General features: G+C 60.4%; 17 protein-coding genes. 7 read left to right on the top strand and 10 right to left on the bottom strand.

The genetic code is table 11. The features are described from left to right. Positions 1 to 52: 52 nt before the first annotated feature. The 9 genes from RIF72_RS03230 to RIF72_RS03190 form a co-directional block, all read right to left on the bottom strand. Complete coding sequence (locus RIF72_RS03230) at positions 53 to 1,636, bottom strand: ABC transporter ATP-binding protein (protein ID WP_309073426.1); 1,584 nt, start codon at positions 1,634 to 1,636, stop codon at positions 53 to 55. Further along, entirely contained in the window at positions 1,629 to 2,474 is an 846-nt protein-coding gene (locus RIF72_RS03225; protein WP_309073425.1) for an ABC transporter permease, read from the bottom strand. Before RIF72_RS03225 ends, RIF72_RS03230 begins: the two co-directional genes overlap by 8 nt. Beyond that, entirely contained in the window at positions 2,458 to 3,399 is a 942-nt protein-coding gene (locus tag RIF72_RS03220; protein WP_309073424.1) for an ABC transporter permease, read from the bottom strand. The genes RIF72_RS03225 and RIF72_RS03220 overlap by 17 nt, the downstream gene beginning before the upstream one ends. Positions 3,400 to 3,430: 31 nt before the next feature. Beyond that, positions 3,431 to 5,020, bottom strand: coding sequence for an ABC transporter substrate-binding protein (locus RIF72_RS03215; RefSeq protein WP_309073423.1), 1,590 nt, complete (start codon positions 5,018 to 5,020; stop codon positions 3,431 to 3,433). Positions 5,021 to 5,135: 115 nt separating this feature from the next. Beyond that, positions 5,136 to 6,116, bottom strand: coding sequence for a D-2-hydroxyacid dehydrogenase (locus RIF72_RS03210; protein ID WP_309073422.1), 981 nt, complete (start codon positions 6,114 to 6,116; stop codon positions 5,136 to 5,138). A gap of 2 nt (positions 6,117 to 6,118) precedes the next feature. Further along, on the bottom strand, positions 6,119 to 7,234 hold the full coding sequence (locus RIF72_RS03205) for a tartrate dehydrogenase (protein WP_309073421.1): 1,116 nt from the start codon (positions 7,232 to 7,234) through the stop codon (positions 6,119 to 6,121). Next, on the bottom strand, positions 7,231 to 8,781 hold the full coding sequence (locus tag RIF72_RS03200; protein ID WP_309073420.1) for an aldehyde dehydrogenase family protein: 1,551 nt from the start codon (positions 8,779 to 8,781) through the stop codon (positions 7,231 to 7,233). Before RIF72_RS03200 ends, RIF72_RS03205 begins: the two co-directional genes overlap by 4 nt. Before the next feature lie 17 nt (positions 8,782 to 8,798). Beyond that, positions 8,799 to 10,076, bottom strand: a complete 1,278-nt coding sequence (locus RIF72_RS03195; RefSeq protein WP_309073419.1) for an FAD-binding oxidoreductase — start codon at positions 10,074 to 10,076, stop codon at positions 8,799 to 8,801. Between the two features lie 27 nt (positions 10,077 to 10,103). Next, positions 10,104 to 10,778 (bottom strand): haloacid dehalogenase type II, encoded by a 675-nt coding sequence (locus tag RIF72_RS03190; RefSeq protein ID WP_309073418.1) that lies wholly within the window; start codon positions 10,776 to 10,778, stop codon positions 10,104 to 10,106. 331 nt (positions 10,779 to 11,109) lie between these two features. Between RIF72_RS03190 and RIF72_RS03185 the strand changes: the two genes are divergently transcribed. From RIF72_RS03185 to RIF72_RS03155, 7 genes are all read left to right on the top strand, one after another. Beyond that, the gene (locus tag RIF72_RS03185) at positions 11,110 to 12,030 is read left to right on the top strand and encodes an ABC transporter substrate-binding protein (RefSeq protein WP_309073417.1); all 921 of its coding nucleotides are present in this window, start codon (positions 11,110 to 11,112) and stop codon (positions 12,028 to 12,030) included. 44 nt (positions 12,031 to 12,074) lie between these two features. Next, positions 12,075 to 12,971, top strand: a complete 897-nt coding sequence (locus RIF72_RS03180) for an amino acid ABC transporter permease (protein WP_309073416.1) — start codon at positions 12,075 to 12,077, stop codon at positions 12,969 to 12,971. Next, the gene (locus RIF72_RS03175) at positions 12,968 to 13,735 is read left to right on the top strand and encodes an amino acid ABC transporter ATP-binding protein (RefSeq protein ID WP_309073392.1); all 768 of its coding nucleotides are present in this window, start codon (positions 12,968 to 12,970) and stop codon (positions 13,733 to 13,735) included. The genes RIF72_RS03180 and RIF72_RS03175 overlap by 4 nt, the downstream gene beginning before the upstream one ends. Positions 13,736 to 13,737: 2 nt before the next feature. After that, positions 13,738 to 14,871, top strand: a complete 1,134-nt coding sequence (solA, locus tag RIF72_RS03170; protein ID WP_309073415.1) for an N-methyl-L-tryptophan oxidase — start codon at positions 13,738 to 13,740, stop codon at positions 14,869 to 14,871. A 79-nt stretch (positions 14,872 to 14,950) separates the two neighbouring features. Beyond that, positions 14,951 to 16,204: an aspartate aminotransferase family protein gene (locus RIF72_RS03165; RefSeq protein ID WP_309073414.1), complete on the top strand. Its 1,254-nt coding sequence runs from the start codon at positions 14,951 to 14,953 to the stop codon at positions 16,202 to 16,204. Positions 16,205 to 16,229: 25 nt separating this feature from the next. Next, positions 16,230 to 17,684 (top strand): NAD-dependent succinate-semialdehyde dehydrogenase, encoded by a 1,455-nt coding sequence (locus tag RIF72_RS03160; RefSeq protein ID WP_309073413.1) that lies wholly within the window; start codon positions 16,230 to 16,232, stop codon positions 17,682 to 17,684. Between the two features lie 33 nt (positions 17,685 to 17,717). Continuing rightward, positions 17,718 to 18,416, top strand: a complete 699-nt coding sequence (locus RIF72_RS03155) for a GntR family transcriptional regulator (RefSeq protein WP_309073412.1) — start codon at positions 17,718 to 17,720, stop codon at positions 18,414 to 18,416. An 80-nt stretch (positions 18,417 to 18,496) separates the two neighbouring features. On the opposite strand, the gene RIF72_RS03150 is transcribed toward RIF72_RS03155, so the two are convergent. Next, a complete protein-coding gene (locus RIF72_RS03150) occupies positions 18,497 to 18,853 on the bottom strand; it encodes a cupin domain-containing protein (protein ID WP_054808428.1) in 357 nt (118 codons plus the stop codon). Positions 18,854 to 18,951: the final 98 nt, after the last annotated feature.

The following is an 18,951-nucleotide window of genomic DNA, read 5'->3' as shown; positions in this document are numbered from 1 at the left end:
CATACCGGTTAGCACAGGGGGCAGGTGTGTTGAAATGGTCAGCAGCGGACTGCTACAGCGCCGCCCTGATCCTTTTCAGGTGCAGCCCACGGCACGGAATGGCCGCAGAAACGAGGGCCTGGCTGTGCTGGTGCTGCGGATCCGCAAAGAACTTGTCCGTGTCTGTGAGCTCCACAAGGCGCCCTTGGTAGAGAACTGCAACCCGCTGGCACATGTGCCTCACCACGTCCATGTCGTGGGTAATGATCATCAAGGTCAGCCCACGGTCCCGGTGCAGGCGCTGCAGCAGTTCAAGGATGGTCCGTTGCGTCAGCGCGTCCAAGGCAGACGTTGCTTCGTCACAGATGAGGACTTCGGGTTCCAACAGCAACGCCCGGGCGATGGTGACCCGCTGCAATTGCCCTCCGGAGCATTGGCTTGGGCGCCGGTCCAAGAGGGAGGGATCCAGTTCAACTTCGTCCATGGCTGCCGAGAGCCTGAGTGACCGTTCGTTTGCGGTGAGCTCTTTTTGCGATCGGAGCGGCGCTTCCAGGCTGGCACGCAGGGTCATTCGGGGATCGAAGGAATCATGAGGTTCCTGGAACACCAACTGAACGGCCGTTGGTCCTGCGCCAGCCGCGATCGGCGTCCTGGTGATGCTGCCACTGCTGATACCTTCCAGCCCAACAATGGCCCGAGCGAGAGTGCTCTTTCCGCACCCTGATTGGCCAAGAACGCCCAGGATTTCACCCTGTTTTACGTCCAGCGAGATCGAGTTCAAGGCAGGCCGCCCACTGCGTTTGCCGGATCCGAACTGCTTGACCACATTAGTGAGTGTCAGGGCGCTGCGCTGGTGGGTGGGGGCATCCGGGATGCTGGTTGGTGCCAGATTGGACGCTTCGAGGAGCCTGCGTGTGTAAGCGGTCTTGGGGCTGCCCATGACCGTTTCGGTGGTGCCGGATTCAACGATCACGCCCGCGTCCATCACCAATACCCTGTCTGCAAAAGCAGCCACGGAAGCAAGGTTATGCGTGATGTAGAGGATGCCTAGGCCACGCTGGATCCGTTGCCGGTCGAGCAACTCAAGTATTTGTTGTTCGAGAACTTTGTCCAACGCGGACGTCGGTTCATCGGCCAGAAGGATCTCAGGTTGCCCTGCCAGGGCCATGGCCGTCATGGCCCGTTGCGCCATGCCGCCGGAAAGCTGATGCGGGTAGGAGCTCGCACCCAGCTGCGCATCCTCGAAACCCACCTCGGCAAGCAATTCAAGAACCTTCGCCTTCGCAGCTTGGCCGCGTAAGCCGGAATGCAGTTTAAGTGGTTCCCGGAGATGGGCGCCTATGGTCTTGTTGGGGTTGAACATCTTCTTTGGCTGCTGGAACAACATCCCCAGTCGGCCACCTCGAATGCGGTTCAGCTCTGCTTCCGAGGCTCCGGTTACGTCCAGCCTGCCAAGCCGGATGGATCCCGACTCAATACTCAACTGTTGAGGCAATAACTGCAGCACCGACCGCGCAGTCATGGTCTTGCCCGAACCAGAGCCTCCCACCAGTGCCACAAACTCGCCGGGTTTCACGGCCAGGCTGACACCTGCGAGGATAGGGCGCCCCGTACCCTCACTGCGGACTGTCAGATCCTCAACGACGAGCTCAGGCATGCTGTCCCTCCACCACGAGGACGTCAACCGGGTCAGAGGCCCGGCGTGATGCCCGTTGACCGATCAATGTCACGCACAGGGCAACCAGGAAGACGGCGAGTCCAGGGGCGATGATTCCCCACGGAGCCCTCTCGGCGTACGGCTGCGCCGCTGCCAGCATGGAACCCCAATCGGATTGCGGCGGTTGCACCCCGAGTCCAAGGTAGGACAGTGCTCCGACGCTGATCAGGAGCTGGCCGAAGCGAAGTGTTGCCTGCCCCAGCATGGGCGCAGCCAAGTGCGGGAGGATGTGGCGGAAAATAATGAACGACGGCGGACATCCCACCACCCGCGCTGCTTCGACAAAGCCGCGTGCAGAGACGTCGTAGGCCAGTGTCCGGGCCAGTCGCGCAAACGGCGTCCACCCTGTCACCGTCAATGCCATCAGCAGTGAGGTGAAGCCAGTGCCCATGGCGGCGACGATGAACAGCGCCACCACCATCTCCGGGAGTGCCAGCAGGACGTCGTTGGTACGGGTGAAAAACTCATCCAGCCAGCCCTTGCGGCGGGCGCTAAGAACACCGATCACCAAACCGATGACTCCGGTCAGGACTGTGGCCAGGGCGGCCACCACCAGGGAGAAGCGACCGCCGTCGAGCAAACGGCTGAGCGTGTCCCGCCCGAGATGGTCCGTTCCCAGCCAATGCGTAGCGCTGGGCGGCGCAAGTCGTTCGGCCAGGTTCTGGTCATCCGGAGGGAACGGCGCCAACCATGGCGCGGCTGCCACGGCTGCAACTATCAGAACGAGAATAACGACGGTGGCGGCGTCGATCGCTGAACGGTTACGCAAGGGCGCCACTCACCTTCGGGCTAAGGATCCGGTGCAGGAAATCGGCAAGTGTGGTGATCGCGACAGCCAAGGCCACAACTACCACCACTCCGCCTTGGGCCAACGGGATGTCGCTGTTGATGACGGCGTCGTACAGAAGCCTGCCCATACCGGGAATAGCGAATATGACCTCCACAATGACCGAACCGCCCAGCAGGCCCGCGAACCACACCGCGAACAGAGTGGACAACGGGACGAGGCCATTCGGCACAACGTGCCGCATGACTGTTTGGACGTGGCTCAATCCCCGGGCTCGCGCGGCGGAGATGTGTTCTGCCTCGAGGGCGTCAATCATTCCTGAGCGCACTGCTGAAGTGAAGAAGCTAATGGGCCGCAACGCCAGTGTTGCCGCTGGGAGGACGATGGACGAGGCCGTGTTCCAACCTGCGGAGGGAAGCAAGGACAACTTGAGGGCGAACACGAGCACCAACAGCGGGGCCAACCAGTATTCAGGCATGGCGATGAAGGACTGCGTGACCGTGGTGATCAACTTGTCCGTCTTACTTCCTTGCTTCAGCGCCGCAATCAACCCCAAAGGCAGCGAAACCAACACTGCAGTACCCAAGGCCACAAATACCAAGCTCAGAGTGATGCCCAAAGCGGGTAGTACCTGGTCAACTACTGGCGTCCTGCTGATATGCGATAAACCCATGTCCCCGGTAAAGAAGTCCCCCAGCCAGCGCAGGTACTGGACGGGAAGAGGATCATTGAGTCCCAGGCTCTCGCCCAAGGCCTGAACGGTGGCCTCATCCACCACATCCCCCGCGACGCGGGAGCGGATGATTTTCCGTACAGGATCACCCGGGGTGACATAGGGAATAAGGAATACGGCGAAAGACGACAGCAGGACGGCGACCACGAGGGTCGCCGTCCGCTTCGCAAGGAACGTGATCATGCCGGTTTGTCTGTCGGTCCCGGTTCCCTTGCTAGGAGCCCGACTTGGCCGTTTGCGCGGTCAGGACGTAACGGGAAAGCGGATCCTGAACGTAGGACATGACATTGCTTCGGACTGCGTCGGTGGCCTGTTCATTGACGAGCCAGAGGTTGACCGCCTGGTCATCCAGGAGCTGACCGGCTTTGGCATACAGCTTGTAGCGTTCTTCGGTGTTGGACGTACGGGCTGCTTCGGTGACGATCGCGTCAAACTCTTCGTTGCAGAAGTGGCTGAGGTTGTAGGAGCCCTTGCACGTGTAGTCGGCCGTCAGGAAGCCGATGGGATCAGCGATGTCGATGAGTCGATTGCGCTGGCTCAGGATCATGTCGTAGTTCCCTGCCAGAACGTCCGGCTCGGCGGACGCGTACTCCTTGGACTGGATGGCCACGGGTACGCCGATGTTCTTGAGGTTGTCCTGGATCACCGTTGCGACGTCGGCGAACTCGGCACGTTCTACAATCGCGATGATTTCCAACGGCTTGTCGGCTGTGTAGCCGGCAGCGGCGAGGAGCTTCTTCGCTTCTTCAACGTTCTGCTTCGGCGAGCTTGAACCGCTCGATGCCCAAGGCTCTGAAGGCGCATAGGGGCCGGCTGCCGGAAGTGCAGCTCCCTCGTAGACGCTGGCAGCCAACGCGTCAAGATCCAGTGCGGAACGGAGTGCCTTGCGGAAATCGACGTTATTGAAGGGGGCCCGGCCGTTATTCATATACAGCGTGGCCGTACGTGGCGAATCTGCCTTCAGCACGGACACTTCGGGCGCATTCTCGAGCGTGGACAACGCCGAGGCCGGGATGGAGAGTGAAATGTCCGCCTCGCCGGTTTGTACCTGTGCCGCGCGTGTTGCACCGTTGGTGATGAAGCGGACCTCAGCTCCTGCGAGCTGTACGTCTCCGCCCCAGTAATTGTCGTTGCGGTCCAGTGTCAGGGATTGTTTCGTCTTCTCTGATACGGGAGTGAACGGGCCGGTGCAGTGACCGAAGGGATCTACGGTGGCGCCTGCGTAGGCAGCAGGAGCAAGGATGCCGGTGTTCACGCTGGCAAGCCGGAACGGCACCAGGGGGTTCTCAACGGGCGTGGTCACGCGAACGGTCTTGGCATCGATTGCCTGGACAGCACTAACCACGCTCGGGCTGAACGCCCTGGCGGGCACCTTGGCCTGGAGGACATGGTTGAGGGAGGCGACCACAGCCTCGGCGGTGAGATCGGTACCGTCTTGGAACTTCACGCCTTCACGGATAGTGAAGTCCCATTCCAAGGGCGAGGTTTGCTTCCATTCCGTAGCCAGGAATGGAACCACTTTTCCTTGGGCGGAGTCGTATTTGGTGAGGGTTTCCAAGCAGCCGGACAAGGACAAGATGTACGCTGCGTCGGACTCCGGAGCCCAGTTGGCCACGGGTGCGCGGAAGTTGTCCACGACGATGCGCTGATTGGTATCCGCCACCTTCTCGGTGGAAACGGTCTGGCCGCCACTGAGGCCACAACCGGAAAGGGTAAGGAGGGCTGCCAGCCCGAGGGCTGCCGTGGATCGGCTGGGAGTGCGCAAAGGGAACCGCCTGCTATTTATGCCCGATCGGGCGGGCATGGGGAAAGTGAAGACTATTTAGGTTAGCCTTACCTCTTCCTTTGTGAAAATTGATGTGCCTATATCGCGTAATAATGTGCTCAGGTTCACGGACCCGCAATCCGGGAACCAGGACTCAGGAAACGGGAACGAACCCAAGCCTTTTGTCCACGACATTCTGCAGTGGTTCACCACGGTTATACCGCCATAGGTTCTCAAGGAACAGCTTCCCAAGATCATCGAGATACTCTTCCGTGTCACCGCTCATGTGAGGGGTAAGGATGACGTTGTCCATGCTCCACAGTGGGTGCTCCTTGGGCAATGGTTCAGGGTGCACCACGTCGAGCGCGGCCCCGGCTATGGATCCCGAACGCAGCGCGCCCACCAGAGCATCGGTATCAACCAGCTCCCCCCGCCCCACGTTAATAAGATGTGCTGTGGGGTTCATGGCGGAAAGGACGTCCGCGTCCACCAAGTGCTTGGTGTCGTCCGTCAGCGGTGCGGCCAGGACAACGTAGTCGAAATCGCGGGCAACCAGGGCCAAATCCCGGGAGGAATGGATTTCTTCGAAGTACTCATCCCCTGGCCGGCTGCTGCGCCCGGCTCCGCTGATCCGCAGACCCACGGCACGGAACAGGGCCGCGATTTCCCGGCCGATGGACCCTGTCCCCACCACCAGCACTCGCTGGCCCTGAATTTTCCGTGTGACCCGGTGCTGCCAGCGCCGGCCCTGCTGGAGCCTGAGTGAACCTTGGGCATCTTTCGCGATGTCCAGGACAAACCCCAGTGCGAACTCAGCAATCGCCCGGCTCAGGACGCCACGCGAGTTGGTGTACGCGACGTCGCTGTTGATCAGGTCATCGAACAGGAGTTGGCTGACGCCGGCGGCTGAAACGTGAACCCACTTCAGCGATGCGGCTGCAGCCCAGTTCTCGCGCAGCGCTGGCGAGAACGAATGCCACTGGTAAAGCACGTCCGCACCTGCCAACGCTTCGGCGAGGCCGTCAGCCTGAGTCAGGCGGACTTCGGCCAGTTCCTCGATCTCGTCCAAACGGGGCGGCAACGCCTCCCGGTACAGGACAGCGACTATTGGTCTCTTACCGTCGGCAAACGACATGCTTACGACGCCGCTGCTGTCGCTGGCTTCGCTGCAGCGCCGGCATCGACCGAGCCGACAGTGTCCAGGCCGTCGATGGCAGCCAGGACGGCGGCGGTGAACTCCGAGGTGGACGACGGTCCTCCGACGTCGCGGGTGCCCAAGCCCTCGCGCAACACTGATTCGAAGGCCAGCTGCAAATGCTCGGCAGCTTCCGGATGGCCCAGGTGCTGGAGCATCATTGCTCCGGACCAGATCTGACCTACCGGGTTTGCCAGTCCCTTGCCCGCAATGTCCGGGGCTGATCCGTGAACGGGTTCGAAGAGGGACGGGAAATCACCTTCGGGGTTCAGGTTGGCGCTGGGGGCTACCCCGATGGAACCGGTGACTGAACTCCCGAGGTCAGAGAGGATGTCGCCCAGCAGGTTCGAGGCGACAATGACATCCAAGGTCCAAGGCTTCAGGACCAGGTGCGCAGCCAGTGCATCCACCAGTTCGCTGGTGAGCGTTACGTCGGGATAGAGGCGGGTGGTTTCTTCCACTACTTCGTCCCAGAAGGGCATGGTGTGAATAATGCCGTTGCTCTTGGTAGCCGAGGTCAAGTGACCTGTGCGGGAAGACGCGAGCGATGCTGCGTAGTGCGCGGCACGTGATACTCCCAGGCGGGTGAAGATGGTTTCCTGGACGGCAGTCTCGTGGGGCAGCCCGCGGTAGGCGCGGCCGCCCACCTCTGAGTACTCCCCTTCGTTGTTTTCGCGCACGATGAGAATATCGATCGGTTCCTTGGATGCGAGAGGCGACTTGACGCCGTCGAGCGTTTTCACCGGTCGCAGGTTGATGTACTGCTGGAACTCGCGGCGGATGGGGATCAATAGTCCCCATAGCGATTCCGCGTCCGAAACCTCCGGTGAGCCTACGGCGCCCAGGAAGATGGCATCGTGCTGCGCCAACTGTTCCAGTCCGTCCAGCGGCATCATCCGCCCGTGCTCGCCGTAGTAGTCCGAGCCCCAGCCGAAGTGGGTGAACTCAAGGCTGATGGCGTGGAGCTGCGCGATCCGTTCGAGGCATTCGATGGCTGCGGGAACGACTTCTTTTCCGATTCCGTCGCCTGCGATGACTGCGATTTTATGGGTCTTCATGATGCATTCCGTTCCGGGGTGGCGGTGAGCTGTTGCCAGCGGGTGGCGGGCTCAGCCAATTTGATAATGGTGCTTTTGGGTTCAGTCATCTCGCGTACCGCGTGTTTGACGCCTTCGCGTCCCACACCGGATTTTTTAAAGCCGCCGAAGGGCATCGAGTCGATCCGGACGTCGCTGGTCTCATTGATCACCACTGCACCCACGTGCAGCTTGTCGGCTATGGCCAGGGCCAGCTCGATCGACTCCGTGAAAACGCCGGCTTGGAGCCCGTAGTCGGAGTCGTTGGCGGCGTGGATGGCATCGGTGATCTGGATGAACGGCATGATGCTGACCACCGGACCAAACACTTCTTCGCTGATGACCGAGGCGTCTGCGGGCACATCCGTGAGCACGGTTGGCTGGTAGAACGCGCCGTGGCGCCGGCCACCCACGCGGACGGTGCCGCCAAGTGCTTTGGCCTCCTCCACCCATTCCTCCACGCGGCGGGCTTCGGATTCGGTGATCAGTGGTCCCACGTCCGTGGTGCGATCGAACTTAGCTCCGACACGAAGGGCCCGGGTTCCAGCGACCACCTTTTCAAGGAATTGATCGAAAAGCGAGATGTGAACGTAGACCCGCTGCACGGACAGGCAGTTTTGGCCTGCCACTCCGAAGGCGCCGGCCACTACCGCCGCGGCAGCGGCGTCGGCGTCCGCGTCCGCGCAGACGATCGTGGCATTGTTGCCGCCGAGCTCAGAAAGGATCTTCTTTGCTCCCGCCGCGGCAGCAATTCGGTCGGCAGTCTTCGGTCCACCGGTGAAGGAGATGAGATCCACTTGCGGGTCGGTCACGATCGCTTCCGAGACGCCCGGCCCCGAAACGATTGCGGCAAGACGACCAACGGGGACGCCTGCTTCCAACAACAGTTGGATGAAGGCAAGGCCCGTCAGCGGGGTTCGGCCTGAGGGTTTAAGGACGACGCCGTTGCCTCCGATCAGTGCCGGGCCCAGCTTATGTGCCACGAGATTGAGCGGATCATTGAAGGGGGTGATGGCCGCGATAATTCCCACTGGTTTGCGGTTGTACCAGCCAATTTTGTTGGCTCCGGCCATGCTGTCTTCAAAGGCGAGAGTCTCTCCGACGAGTTCGCTTGACGCGGCAGCGGATAGCCTCAACGTCTCTATGCACCGACGCACTTCGCGCTCAGCCTCGTTTATGGTCTTGCTGCTTTCCGCGGCGATGATCTCCGCGAACCGCACGGCTTTGTCCGCGAGCAACACTGCAGCTCGTTCCAAAGCCTCCCTGCGGTCCCGCAGAGCCCAATCGTCTTCCTGAAGGTGGCGATGGATGAAGGCAACCGCGCGCCTGACATCCTGCGGGGTGGAGGAACACACGGTTCCCAAGAGCACGCCGTCTTCGGGATCCCGGATTTCAAGGATCCTGTCAGCTGTCTCCCAACGGCCTTCCAGGAACGCACCTCCCGGCAGGGCTGCGATACTTGCCCGCCTGTAGGCAGTTTCTTCCCCTGTTTTCGGGCGCGCAGCAGCGACTTTGGTTGATGAACTCATGTGATCCTTTACCCTGCCTATTTGATGCGGTCGATGATCTTCGCGGCTCCGCCAATAAACGGCAGGAACCATGGCGGGCCGAAGTGGCCGGGCACCGGCGGATTCTTCAAGTCTTCCCACACGTTCGCCTGTTTGTCCCCCGCCATGTAGTGGGCCATCCTTTTGCCCATGTGCGCAGCCATCTGAACACCATGTCCGCTGTAGCAAAGGGAGTAGAACAGGCCATCATGCTGGCCGGCGTGGACCATCTGGTCCATGGAGAGGTCCACCAAGCCGCCCCAGATGTAGTCCACCTTCACATGAGACAGATAGGGAAAGAGTTCAGTCATGGCCTTGTGCAGAATCTCGCCGCTCTTGACGTCTGATTCAGGGTTGGACATGGCGAACCGCGCCCGGCCTCCGAAGAGCAGCCGGTTGTCAGGGGTGATCCGGAAGTAGTACGTCAGCATCTTGCTGTCAGAGGCCTGTCGCCTGTTCGGCAGAATGCGGTTCACCACGTCTTCCGGCAGGGGTTCGGTGACAATGATGAAGCTGCCCACCGGAATCACACGACGCTGCAGCCACGGGGTAACGTTGCCGGTGTAGCCGCTGGTGGCCACCAGAACCTGCTTTGCACGAGTGATGCCTCGGGTGGTGTGGACGTCATGGACTGTGCCCGAAACCTTGTTCAGCTCCGTGACACTTGCGTTTTCGCAGATGTCGACTCCGTTGTCGGCTGCCACTTTCGCCAGCCCGTGAACGAACTTGCCCACATGCAGACCCGCACCCAGGGGATCCATCATGGCGCCTTGGTAGAAGTCCGTTCCGATTTCGCTGTGGATTTCCGACTTGGGAATGACTTTTACGTGGTGATCAACAAGGTTCGCGAGCAGCTCCTGGGACTTTAGGAAGCCATCGTAGTGCGATTTGTGGAACGCGAGGGAAAGCTTGCCGAATCGCTTGAAGTCGCAGTCGATTCCGTTGTCGTGCACCAGCTTCTCGATGGTTTCGATGGCGTCGTTGTATTCACGGAACATCTCAACGGCACGGGGCGCCCCGTACCGTTTGACTGCCGTACTGAAGCCAATGGCCAAACCAGTGGTAGCCATCCCCCCGTTGCGGCCCGATGCGCCCCAACCAACAGTGTGGCGTTCGAAGACAGCAACAGTGGCGCCTTGCTTGGCAAATTCAATTGCTGCCGATAGCCCGGTAAAGCCCGCGCCGATAATCGCAACATCAACACTCTCCGGGACCGGAGTACGGCGGTAATCGCCGGATGGCTCTGCAGTATCCAGCCAGTAGGGTACAAGTTTCACGGGTTGGCCTTTCGCCTCGACTTCGGTTTAGAGACCGAGGTGCTTGTTGATCTCGTCCAGGGATTTAGCTGTGCTGAGGTCGTAGCCATGGCCAATGGGGTCATAGCCGCGATCCAGCATCCAGAGGTTCCGGAAGCCCATATCGTGCATCGGATGCATGTCGTAGCGGGTGTGGGAAGAGATGTGAAGGAAATCCTCCGGCTTAGCGTTCAGGGTGTCCAGCATGTATTCGAATGCCTGGTAACGGGGCTTGTACGCCTGGGCTTGCTCGGCCGTGAAGACGGAGTGGAAGTTTGCGCCGAGCTTGGGAATGCTGATGTCCAGGAAGCTGGTGTCCGCGTTGGACAGAGCCACGAGCTGGTAGTTATCGCCCATGAGCTTCAGTGGGGCCGGAACGTCCTCGTGGGCAACCCAACCGCGGACAGCGTCAGCAAACGCTGCGCCCGCACCTTCAGTGGGCCCAATGCCCCAGCGCTTGCACACACGGTCAAATGAATCCTGGAGGATCTGCTCGTACGGCTTGTAGTCGCCAAGGACCTCGTCGAAGCGGTATCCGCGGAACTGCTTCTTGAAGGTGGGCCACTGTTCCTCAGAGATACGTCCACCGAGCAGACGCCGGGTGGTGGGATCGATGTCGAAGTTGATCAGCGTGCCGTAGATGTCAAAGGAGATGTACTTCGGCCGGGAATTGGTCTCTGCCATGTCAAGTCCGTTTCTTTTCGGGATATGGAGGCGGGCGGGCCGCTTATAAGGGTGTCGAGTGAAGGGGAGCGTCGCAATTCCTGCGGACGGGCCGGGAGCTTCTCGACCGATGACTCGACTCTAGGCCGCCAAATTGTCAATTGTCAACAGTTCTCCGCAACTAAATAGAACGATTCTCAACGGCCCGGGTTCGCAAAAAAGTTTCTGTCAATTGTTGACAATCTACTGTTGAGGGGGTTGCATTGCAGTAGATGACGGAGAGATCCGGATCACATTTCAACACTAGACCTTCTCCCCTCCCCACCGCCCGACTCCCCCGAAGGGAAGCATCATGAAGATTCGAACCAAGGCACAGACCGCAGCTGCAGGACTTGCCGTTCTGCTGGCACTGAGCGCTTGCGGCGGCGCCGCCAACAGCGACTCCGCAGACAACAGCAAAACAGCCAACACCACGGACATTTCCGAGGGCGTCCAGCCTGATTCAGCTGCTGTGGCCCTGCTGCCGCAGTCGATCAAGGACAAGGGCGAACTGACGGTCGCCATGGACCTGCACTACCCGCCAACCACGTTCCTTGCTGAGGACAATACAACGGCGATCGGCCTCAACCCGGACATCGCCAGGCTGATTGCCAAGAAGCTTGACCTGAAGCTGAAGTTCGTGGACACGAAGTTCGACACGATTGTTCCCGGTCTCGATGGCGGCCGCTTCGATTTCACTGCCACCACCATGTCCAAGACTGAGGAACGCCTCAAGGTCCTGGACATGATCGACTACTTCAAGGCCGGCAACTCCGTTGCCGTGGCTGCAGGCAACCCGCTCAACCTCACCGTGGAGACCTTGTGCGGCAAGAACATCGCCGTCACCCAGGGATCAACGGGCCAGCTCAAGCGCCTCCCCGCGCTGAGCGAGCAGACCTGCACTTCAAAGGGACAACCGGCCATCAACGGTGTGACATTGCCCAACGTCCAGGACGCCCTGACCCAGCTGCATTCCAAGCGCATCGACGGAATCCTCTATGACACAACGGCGCTCGGGTGGGCTGAGAAGCAGCAGCCTGGCTCCTTCGAACTCGTGGGTCGCGTCGATGTCGGCTCCAGCGACCTTACGGCAATCGGCTTGAAGAAGGGCTCACCCCTGACGCCGGCCTTCCAGACGGCACTCCAGTCGGTCCTGCAGACCCCGGAGTATAAGGAGTCCCTCGAAAACTGGGGCCTGGACTCCGGAGCCATCACCGACGCCAAACTGAACTAGTGGGTGCCCCGATGAAGCAAGTGACTATTGAAAGAAGCAAAGTGATGAGCGGGTTGGATTCGGCGTTGAAGCCGCGGTTGAAGCGGCGCAGCACGTTTGAGTACGTTTCCTGGGTCGTGTGCATCCTGGTCGGTATCGGTGTCCTGAGTTCGGTCGCGACGAACCCGAACTTCAAATGGGACGTCGTAGCGAAATACTTCACCCACGAATCCATCCTGCGCGGGCTGATGCTCACCATCTTCCTGACCGTGGCCAGCATGGCCCTGGGCACCCTCCTCGGACTGGGCCTGGCCATCATGCGGGCCTCGAGCATCAAACCCATCGCCGCCCTCGCCGGGGTCTACATCACGATCTTCCGCGGCACCCCGGTCCTGGTCCAACTGATCTTCTGGTTCAACATCTCCGCGCTCTACCCGAACCTGTCCATCGGCATCCCCTTCACCGACATCGGCACCGCGATCGACACCAACGCCATCATGGGCCCGATCACCGCAGCCCTGATCGGCCTGACCCTGAACGAAGCGGCCTACATGGCCGAAATCATCCGCGGCGGATTCTCCTCAGTAGGCAAAGGCCAAATCGAAGCCGCCGACTCCCTGGGCATGAGCGGAGCCATGAAAATGCGCAAAGTCATCATCCCCCAAGCCATGCCCTCCATCATTCCGGCGACCGGCAACCAAGTCATCGGCATGTTCAAAGGCACCTCCCTGGTCTCCGTCCTGGGCGTCGCCGAACTGCTCCAAAGCGCCCAACTCATCTACGCCCGCACCTACGAAACCATCCCCCTGCTCATCGTCGCCAGCCTCTGGTACCTCGTGATGACCATGCTCCTGAGCTACCCCCAATCCAAACTCGAACAAAAATACTCCCACACCTCCGCCCGGGTCCCCCGCAAAGCCCGCAAAGTGACACTCACCGCACCGGAAGGCATAGCACGATGAACGCTGACGGCACCATCCACGCCCAAAAAATCCGCAAATCCTTCGGACACAAAACAGTCCTCAAAGACGTCGACCTCACCATCGCCAGCGGAGAAATCTGCTGCATCATCGGCCCCTCCGGCTCCGGCAAATCCACCCTCCTACGCTGCATCAACGGCCTCGAAACCGTCGACTCCGGCATCCTCAAAGTCAACGGCGAAGACTTCGGCTACTACGAAACCGACAACGCCTACCACGCCCTGCCACCCAAAAAACTCGCCCAACAACGCACCCGCGTCGGCATGGTCTTCCAATCCTTCAACCTCTTCCCCAACATGACCGCCCGCGAAAACGTCATGGCCGGCCCCGTCCTGGTCAAAGGCGCCGACAAAAAACAATCAGCCAAACACGCCCAGGAACTCCTCACCAGCGTCGGCCTCGAAGCCTTCGGAGACCGCTACCCCGCCGAACTCTCCGGCGGCCAACAACAACGCGTCGCCATCGCCCGCTCCCTGGCCATGAACCCCGAAATCATCCTCTTCGACGAACCCACCTCCGCCCTGGACCCCGAAAAAGTCGGCGAAGTCCTCAACGTCATGCAAGACCTCGCCAAAAAAGGCATGACCATGGTCGTCGTCACCCACGAAATGGGCTTCGCCCGCGAAGTAGCAGACTCCCTGATCTTCATGGACGACGGCAACGTCATAGAACGCGGCGACGCACGCGAAATCCTCACCAACCCCAAAGAACCCCGCACCCAAGCCTTCCTCAAACAGGTCCTCTAACCATGGACGGAAAACTCGCAATCATCGGCTTGGGCAGCATCGGCAGCATGGCCCTCTGGCAAGCATCACGACTCACCGACTCTGTGGTGGGATTTGAAGCCCACTCCCCTGCGCACGCACGAAGCGCCGCAGGTGGAGACACCCGACTCTTCCGCATGATCTACCGCGGCAACCCTGCCTATTACCCACTCCTGGAACGTTCCCGCGAGCTCTGGGCAGAACTCGAAGCGGAGACCGGCCAAGATATCCTCACCCGTTGTGGCGGACTCTCAATCGGCACCAGCGACGGACCATACCTCCGCAGCCTGCTCGAGACCACACAGGTGACAGGAGCCGCCCACCAAGTCCTTAGCCGTGAGGAAATGGCCGCCCGCTACCCCCAACACAACCTCCGTGCCGACGACATCGCCGTCTACGACCCCAATGCCGGCGCCCTGCGAACCGATCGTGCCATCACTGCGGCTATCACCGCAGCCGAAGCCAATGGCGCAACGGTCAACACCAATACTCCTATTGAAAGCATCACTGAAACCGACGACGGCGTCGTGATCACGTCCGGTGCAAGCACTTGGACCTTCGAACGAGTCATCGTCGCCTCGGGCGCGTGGTCCAAACAACTCATGCCCGAATATCTCCAAGCGCACACCGAAACCAAGCGGATCTTCCTCTCATGGTTCGTCGCCCGCGACGCAGAACAATTCTCACCGGAGAAGTTTCCTATCTTCATCAGGATTTCAGGGGATCGCTCCATGTACGGGGCACCCGCTGTGGACGGCGTAACTGTCAAAGCCACGCTCGATGGTCGCGGGGCACCCACTCCCGCTGCCGACGGAGTGCCCCGTGATCTCAGCAAAGCCGAGATCACGGAGACCATAGAGACAGTTTCGGAGTTCTTCCCCGGTTTGATTCCCAGCATCGTGCGCTCGGATGCCTTCCCGGACCTCTTCACCTCGGATGCGCAGCCATTGATGGGTTTCCTTGGCGATTCCAGCAGGATCTACTCGGCTACGGGGTTCTCTGGAGCCGGCTTCAAAATGGCCTCCGGCTATGGAGAAATTGCAGCCAGCGAAGCACTCGGCAAGCGTTGGATGGACGGCTTGGACTTCCTTCGGCCACAAAGGTTCCAAGCGTCCTGACGGGTTTCGGTCGAACAACGGGAATATCCCACAATCGCCTATTGTTGACAATCTACAGTTCCTAAGAAAGTATGAAGCCATGGCAACACTTAGCCCCATCCTGAAGCAGGCAACCCCCGTGGTTGTCGACCACGCGGCCGGTAGCTGGATCCACGCGACCGACGGCAAAAAGTACCTGGATTTCACCACCGGGATTGGTGTCACCAGCACCGGTCACTGCCATCCCGATGTTGTAGCCGCGGCCCGCGAACAGGTGGGCAAGATTGTCCACGCCCAATACACCACCGTGATGCACAAGCCGCTGTTGTCACTCACCGAGCTTCTGGGCTCTGTATTGCCGCAGGGTTTGGATAGCGTCTTTTACGCAACATCCGGCTCTGAAGCAGTGGAAGCCTCAATCCGCTTGGCCCGCATGGCCACCGGCCGGCCCAACATCATCTCCTTCCAGGGAGGGTTTCACGGCCGGACCGTTGCAGCGGCATCCCTGACGACAGCCGGTACAAAATTCCGTTCCGGCTTCTCCCCCATCATGGGTGGGGTGCACGTAGCTCCGTTCCCGCACTGGTACCGCTATGGCTGGGACGAAGCTACCGCCGTCGAATTCGCACTGAAGGAACTCGACCACCTCCTGCTGACCATCAGCGCCCCCAGCGACACGGCAGGTTTCATCATTGAACCTGTCCTCGGAGACGGCGGCTACATCCCCACCCCCGTCGCCTTCCTCCAAGGACTGCGTGAACGAGCAGACAAACACGGCATAGTGCTGATCCTCGACGAAGTCCAGGCCGGCGTTGGCCGTACCGGTAAGTTCTGGGGCCACGACTGGGCCGGGATCCTGCCTGACGTAGTGATCACCGCCAAGGGCCTCGCCAGTGGCTTCCCCATCTCGGCAATCGCCGCCTCCGCAGAGCTGATGGGCAAAGCGTGGCCAGGCTCCCAGGGCGGAACCTACGGAGGGAACGCCGTCGCGGCAGCAGCCGGCGTGGCCACCCTTGGTGTCATCAAGCGCGAAAATCTCGTGGAAAACGCTCTTCTCCGCGGCGACGAACTGAGGGCGGGACTGGAGGCACTGCAAACGGAGTTCGCCGGAATCGGAAACGTTCGCGGTCGGGGCCTGATGCAGGGCGTCGAATTCACTGCAGCAGACAATGCCCCGGACGCGGCAACCGCACTGGCCGTCCAGCAGGCTGCCATCAAGGAAGAGCTCCTCCTCCTCACCTGCGGGCCGCACGGCAATGTTATCCGCCTCATCCCCGCGCTGAACGTCAGCAGCGACGAGATCCAGGTTGGCCTGTCCAGGTTCTCGCAGGCGCTCAAGTCGGCCACCTCCTAGTCCTCCGATCACTGAAAGAGCCACCATGACCCCCTCACTTGATTCCAGCTCACTGCAAACAGACTTGTTCATCGACGGACGTTGGCAGCAGGCCGCAAACGGCGCCACCTTTGCAGTTGAAAACCCTGCTACGAACGAAGTCATTGCCCACGTTGCCGACGGAAGCCCTGAAGATGCCGCCCTGGCTATTGAGGCCGCCGGACGTGCCCAGGCAGCCTGGGGGAAATCCACACCCCGGGAACGCGCGGACATTCTCCGCCGCGCCTACGACCTCGTCATCGCCAATACGGACCGGTTGGCAGCGATCATGACCGCCGAGATGGGCAAGCCCCTCACGGAGGCAAAAGGCGAAGTGGCCTATGGCGCCGAGATGCTCCGCTGGTTCTCCGAAGAGGCAGTAAGGATCGGCGGAGACAACGCCAGCTCCGTGGACGGCAACACCCGCATCCTCATCACCAAGGAGCCAGTGGGGCCCTCCGTGCTGGTGACTCCGTGGAACTTCCCGCTCGCCATGGGTGCGCGCAAGATCGCCCCTGCCGTTGCCGCAGGATGCACCATGGTGTTCAAGCCGGCGGAGCTCACGCCCCTGACTTCATTGGCGCTCGTTGAGATCTTCAAGGAAGCAGGACTTCCCGACGGCGTGCTGAACGTTGTGACGACGTCGAGCGCTTCGGGCGTGGTCCGGACCTGGACGGACAGCGGGATCGCGCGCAAGATCAGCTTCACCGGTTCCACCGAAGTGGGAAAGATCCTCCTGCGGCAGGCTGCCGATAACGTGATGCGGTCCTCCATGGAGCTCGGCGGAAACGCCCCCTTCATCGTGCTGGCCGATGCAGACATCGAGAAGGCCGTGGATGGAGCCATGAAGGCCAAGATGCGGAACATGGGAGAGGCCTGCACTGCCGCCAACCGCTTTTTCGTCCACCGCTCCGTAGTGGAAGAGTTTGGCGAGAAGTTCTCCAAAAAGATGTCAGAATTGCAGGTAGGCAATGGCGCCCTGGCAGGGACCGATGTCGGACCCCTCATTGAACAGAAGGGCCTGGAAAAGGTCGAAAGCCTGGTTGCGGACGCCGTGTCCAAGGGCGCACGTGTCCTGACCGGCGGCAGCCGTCCGGAAGGCCCTGGCTACTTCTACTCTCCCACCGTCCTGGTGGACGTACCCACGGACGCCGCTTTGATGTCCACGGAAATCTTCGGCCCAGTAGCTGCCATTACACCGTTTGACAGCGAAGACGAAGTCCTCCGCCTGGCCAACGATACTGAATGGGGCTTGGTGGGGTACGTGTTCACGGAGAGCATGGAAAAGGCCCTGCGTTTCTCCGCAGACCTGGAAGTGGGCATGGTCGGACTGAACACCGGTCTGGTGTCCAATCCCGCCGCGCCTTTCGGCGGTGTCAAACAGTCCGGGTTGGGACGCGAAGGCGGCAAAATTGGGATTGAAGAGTTTTTGGAATACAAGTACACCGCAGTAGCGATCTAATAGATTCAACTTGCCGAAGCATGGAATGAGGGGATGTCAATGGCGGCACCGGAGGGAATGTTCGTTTTGGAGGGCCGGCCCACGGCGCAGCTGATCGCTGACCAATTGCGGGAGCTCATTGTCCAAGGAGCCTTCAGGCCTGGACAACAGGTCAACGAATCGGCGCTGGCCAGCCAGCTCAGCACGTCCAGGGGCCCGCTCCGGGAAGCACTGCAGCGGCTGTGCCAAGAAGGCATCCTGGTGAGCAAGCGCAACCGCGGCGTCTTCGTTCTGGAACTCTCCACGGATGACGTCAGGGAGATCTATGCCGTCCGCGAGGCAGTGGAACTGGCCGCCGCCAACACGCTTTTGGATGCTGAGCCCGAGCAGGTCACTGACACCTGCCGGGAACTTAAAGGCATCATCCGAAGTATGGCCAAACAGGTCGCGGCGTCTGACTGGCAAGCTATCGCCCGGTTGGATATGCAGTTCCACACGGCGTTTGTTTCTGGAACAGGAAACACGCGCCTGATCCGGATCTACGAAACACTTGCTGCCGAATCCAGGATGTGTATCCTCAGCCTGGAGGTGGCCTATCCCCGCATCGATGCACTGGTACAGGAACACCAGATGATCCTGGACCTTCTGGAGGCACGTGATCGGAATGGCCTTCAGCAGGCCATCCAAGGCCACATGCAAAAGGCTGTTGAGGACCTTACGTCCAAGCCCGAGGTGACGGGAATAACCGCCTAGGTCCCGTCGAATATCCGAATCAAGGGAAGGGCCCGGTTCAGTGAACCGGGCCCTTCCCTCCATCTATTGGACCTTCTCTACTAGACCTTGGGAAGGTCAGCCACTACCCACATTTTCCGCAACGTTTCGTGTATGGTCCACGTTCCAGTCCAGCCGGCCGGCGTGACGAACAACGAGCCGGGACCGACTTCGAAGCTGGTTCCATCCTCTTCGGTGATGGTCGCTGTGCCACTGAGGATCTGGCAGATCTCGTCATACCCGGGCCTGGTACTCGTAGACACACCGGGCGTTGCTTCCCAGATGCCTGTCTTGAGTCCTTCCCGGGCCCACAGGCGGAGGGACACTTCCGTCTGACCGGGGGTACTTGATGTGGGCTTCGGAAGGTGTTCGCCCGGGTTTTCGGTGTTGGCATTCTTCATGACAGTGGCCTTGACCATTGATTGCTCCTTCTGGGGCCTAAGCCCCGCGTGAATGTGCCCGCCGTCTTTGGTAGAGCACATGTTCAATCCTAGCAATTGTCAACAATCGACGATAG

Source organism: Paenarthrobacter sp. (assembly GCF_031180005.1).
Lineage (GTDB): Bacteria > Actinomycetota > Actinomycetes > Actinomycetales > Micrococcaceae > Arthrobacter.
This window is presented reverse-complemented; position numbering and strand designations above follow the sequence as displayed.

Bases quoted from the DNA above. Each gene is read 5' to 3' on its own strand.
- RIF72_RS03230 (WP_309073426.1), bottom strand. From the start codon at position 1,636: ATGCCTGAGCTCGTCGTTGAGGATCTGACAGTCCGCAGTGAGGGTACG.
- RIF72_RS03220 (WP_309073424.1), bottom strand. From the start codon at position 3,399: ATGATCACGTTCCTTGCGAAGCGGACGGCGACCCTCGTGGTCGCCGTC.
- RIF72_RS03215 (WP_309073423.1), bottom strand. From the start codon at position 5,020: ATGCCCGCCCGATCGGGCATAAATAGCAGGCGGTTCCCTTTGCGCACT.
- RIF72_RS03210 (WP_309073422.1), bottom strand. From the start codon at position 6,116: ATGTCGTTTGCCGACGGTAAGAGACCAATAGTCGCTGTCCTGTACCGG.
- RIF72_RS03205 (WP_309073421.1), bottom strand. From the start codon at position 7,234: ATGAAGACCCATAAAATCGCAGTCATCGCAGGCGACGGAATCGGAAAA.
- RIF72_RS03200 (WP_309073420.1), bottom strand. From the start codon at position 8,781: ATGAGTTCATCAACCAAAGTCGCTGCTGCGCGCCCGAAAACAGGGGAA.
- RIF72_RS03190 (WP_309073418.1), bottom strand. From the start codon at position 10,778: ATGGCAGAGACCAATTCCCGGCCGAAGTACATCTCCTTTGACATCTAC.
- RIF72_RS03185 (WP_309073417.1), top strand. From the start codon at position 11,110: ATGAAGATTCGAACCAAGGCACAGACCGCAGCTGCAGGACTTGCCGTT.
- RIF72_RS03180 (WP_309073416.1), top strand. From the start codon at position 12,075: ATGAGCGGGTTGGATTCGGCGTTGAAGCCGCGGTTGAAGCGGCGCAGC.
- RIF72_RS03175 (WP_309073392.1), top strand. From the start codon at position 12,968: ATGAACGCTGACGGCACCATCCACGCCCAAAAAATCCGCAAATCCTTC.
- solA (WP_309073415.1), top strand. From the start codon at position 13,738: ATGGACGGAAAACTCGCAATCATCGGCTTGGGCAGCATCGGCAGCATG.
- RIF72_RS03165 (WP_309073414.1), top strand. From the start codon at position 14,951: ATGGCAACACTTAGCCCCATCCTGAAGCAGGCAACCCCCGTGGTTGTC.
- RIF72_RS03160 (WP_309073413.1), top strand. From the start codon at position 16,230: ATGACCCCCTCACTTGATTCCAGCTCACTGCAAACAGACTTGTTCATC.
- RIF72_RS03155 (WP_309073412.1), top strand. From the start codon at position 17,718: ATGTCAATGGCGGCACCGGAGGGAATGTTCGTTTTGGAGGGCCGGCCC.
- RIF72_RS03150 (WP_054808428.1), bottom strand. From the start codon at position 18,853: ATGGTCAAGGCCACTGTCATGAAGAATGCCAACACCGAAAACCCGGGC.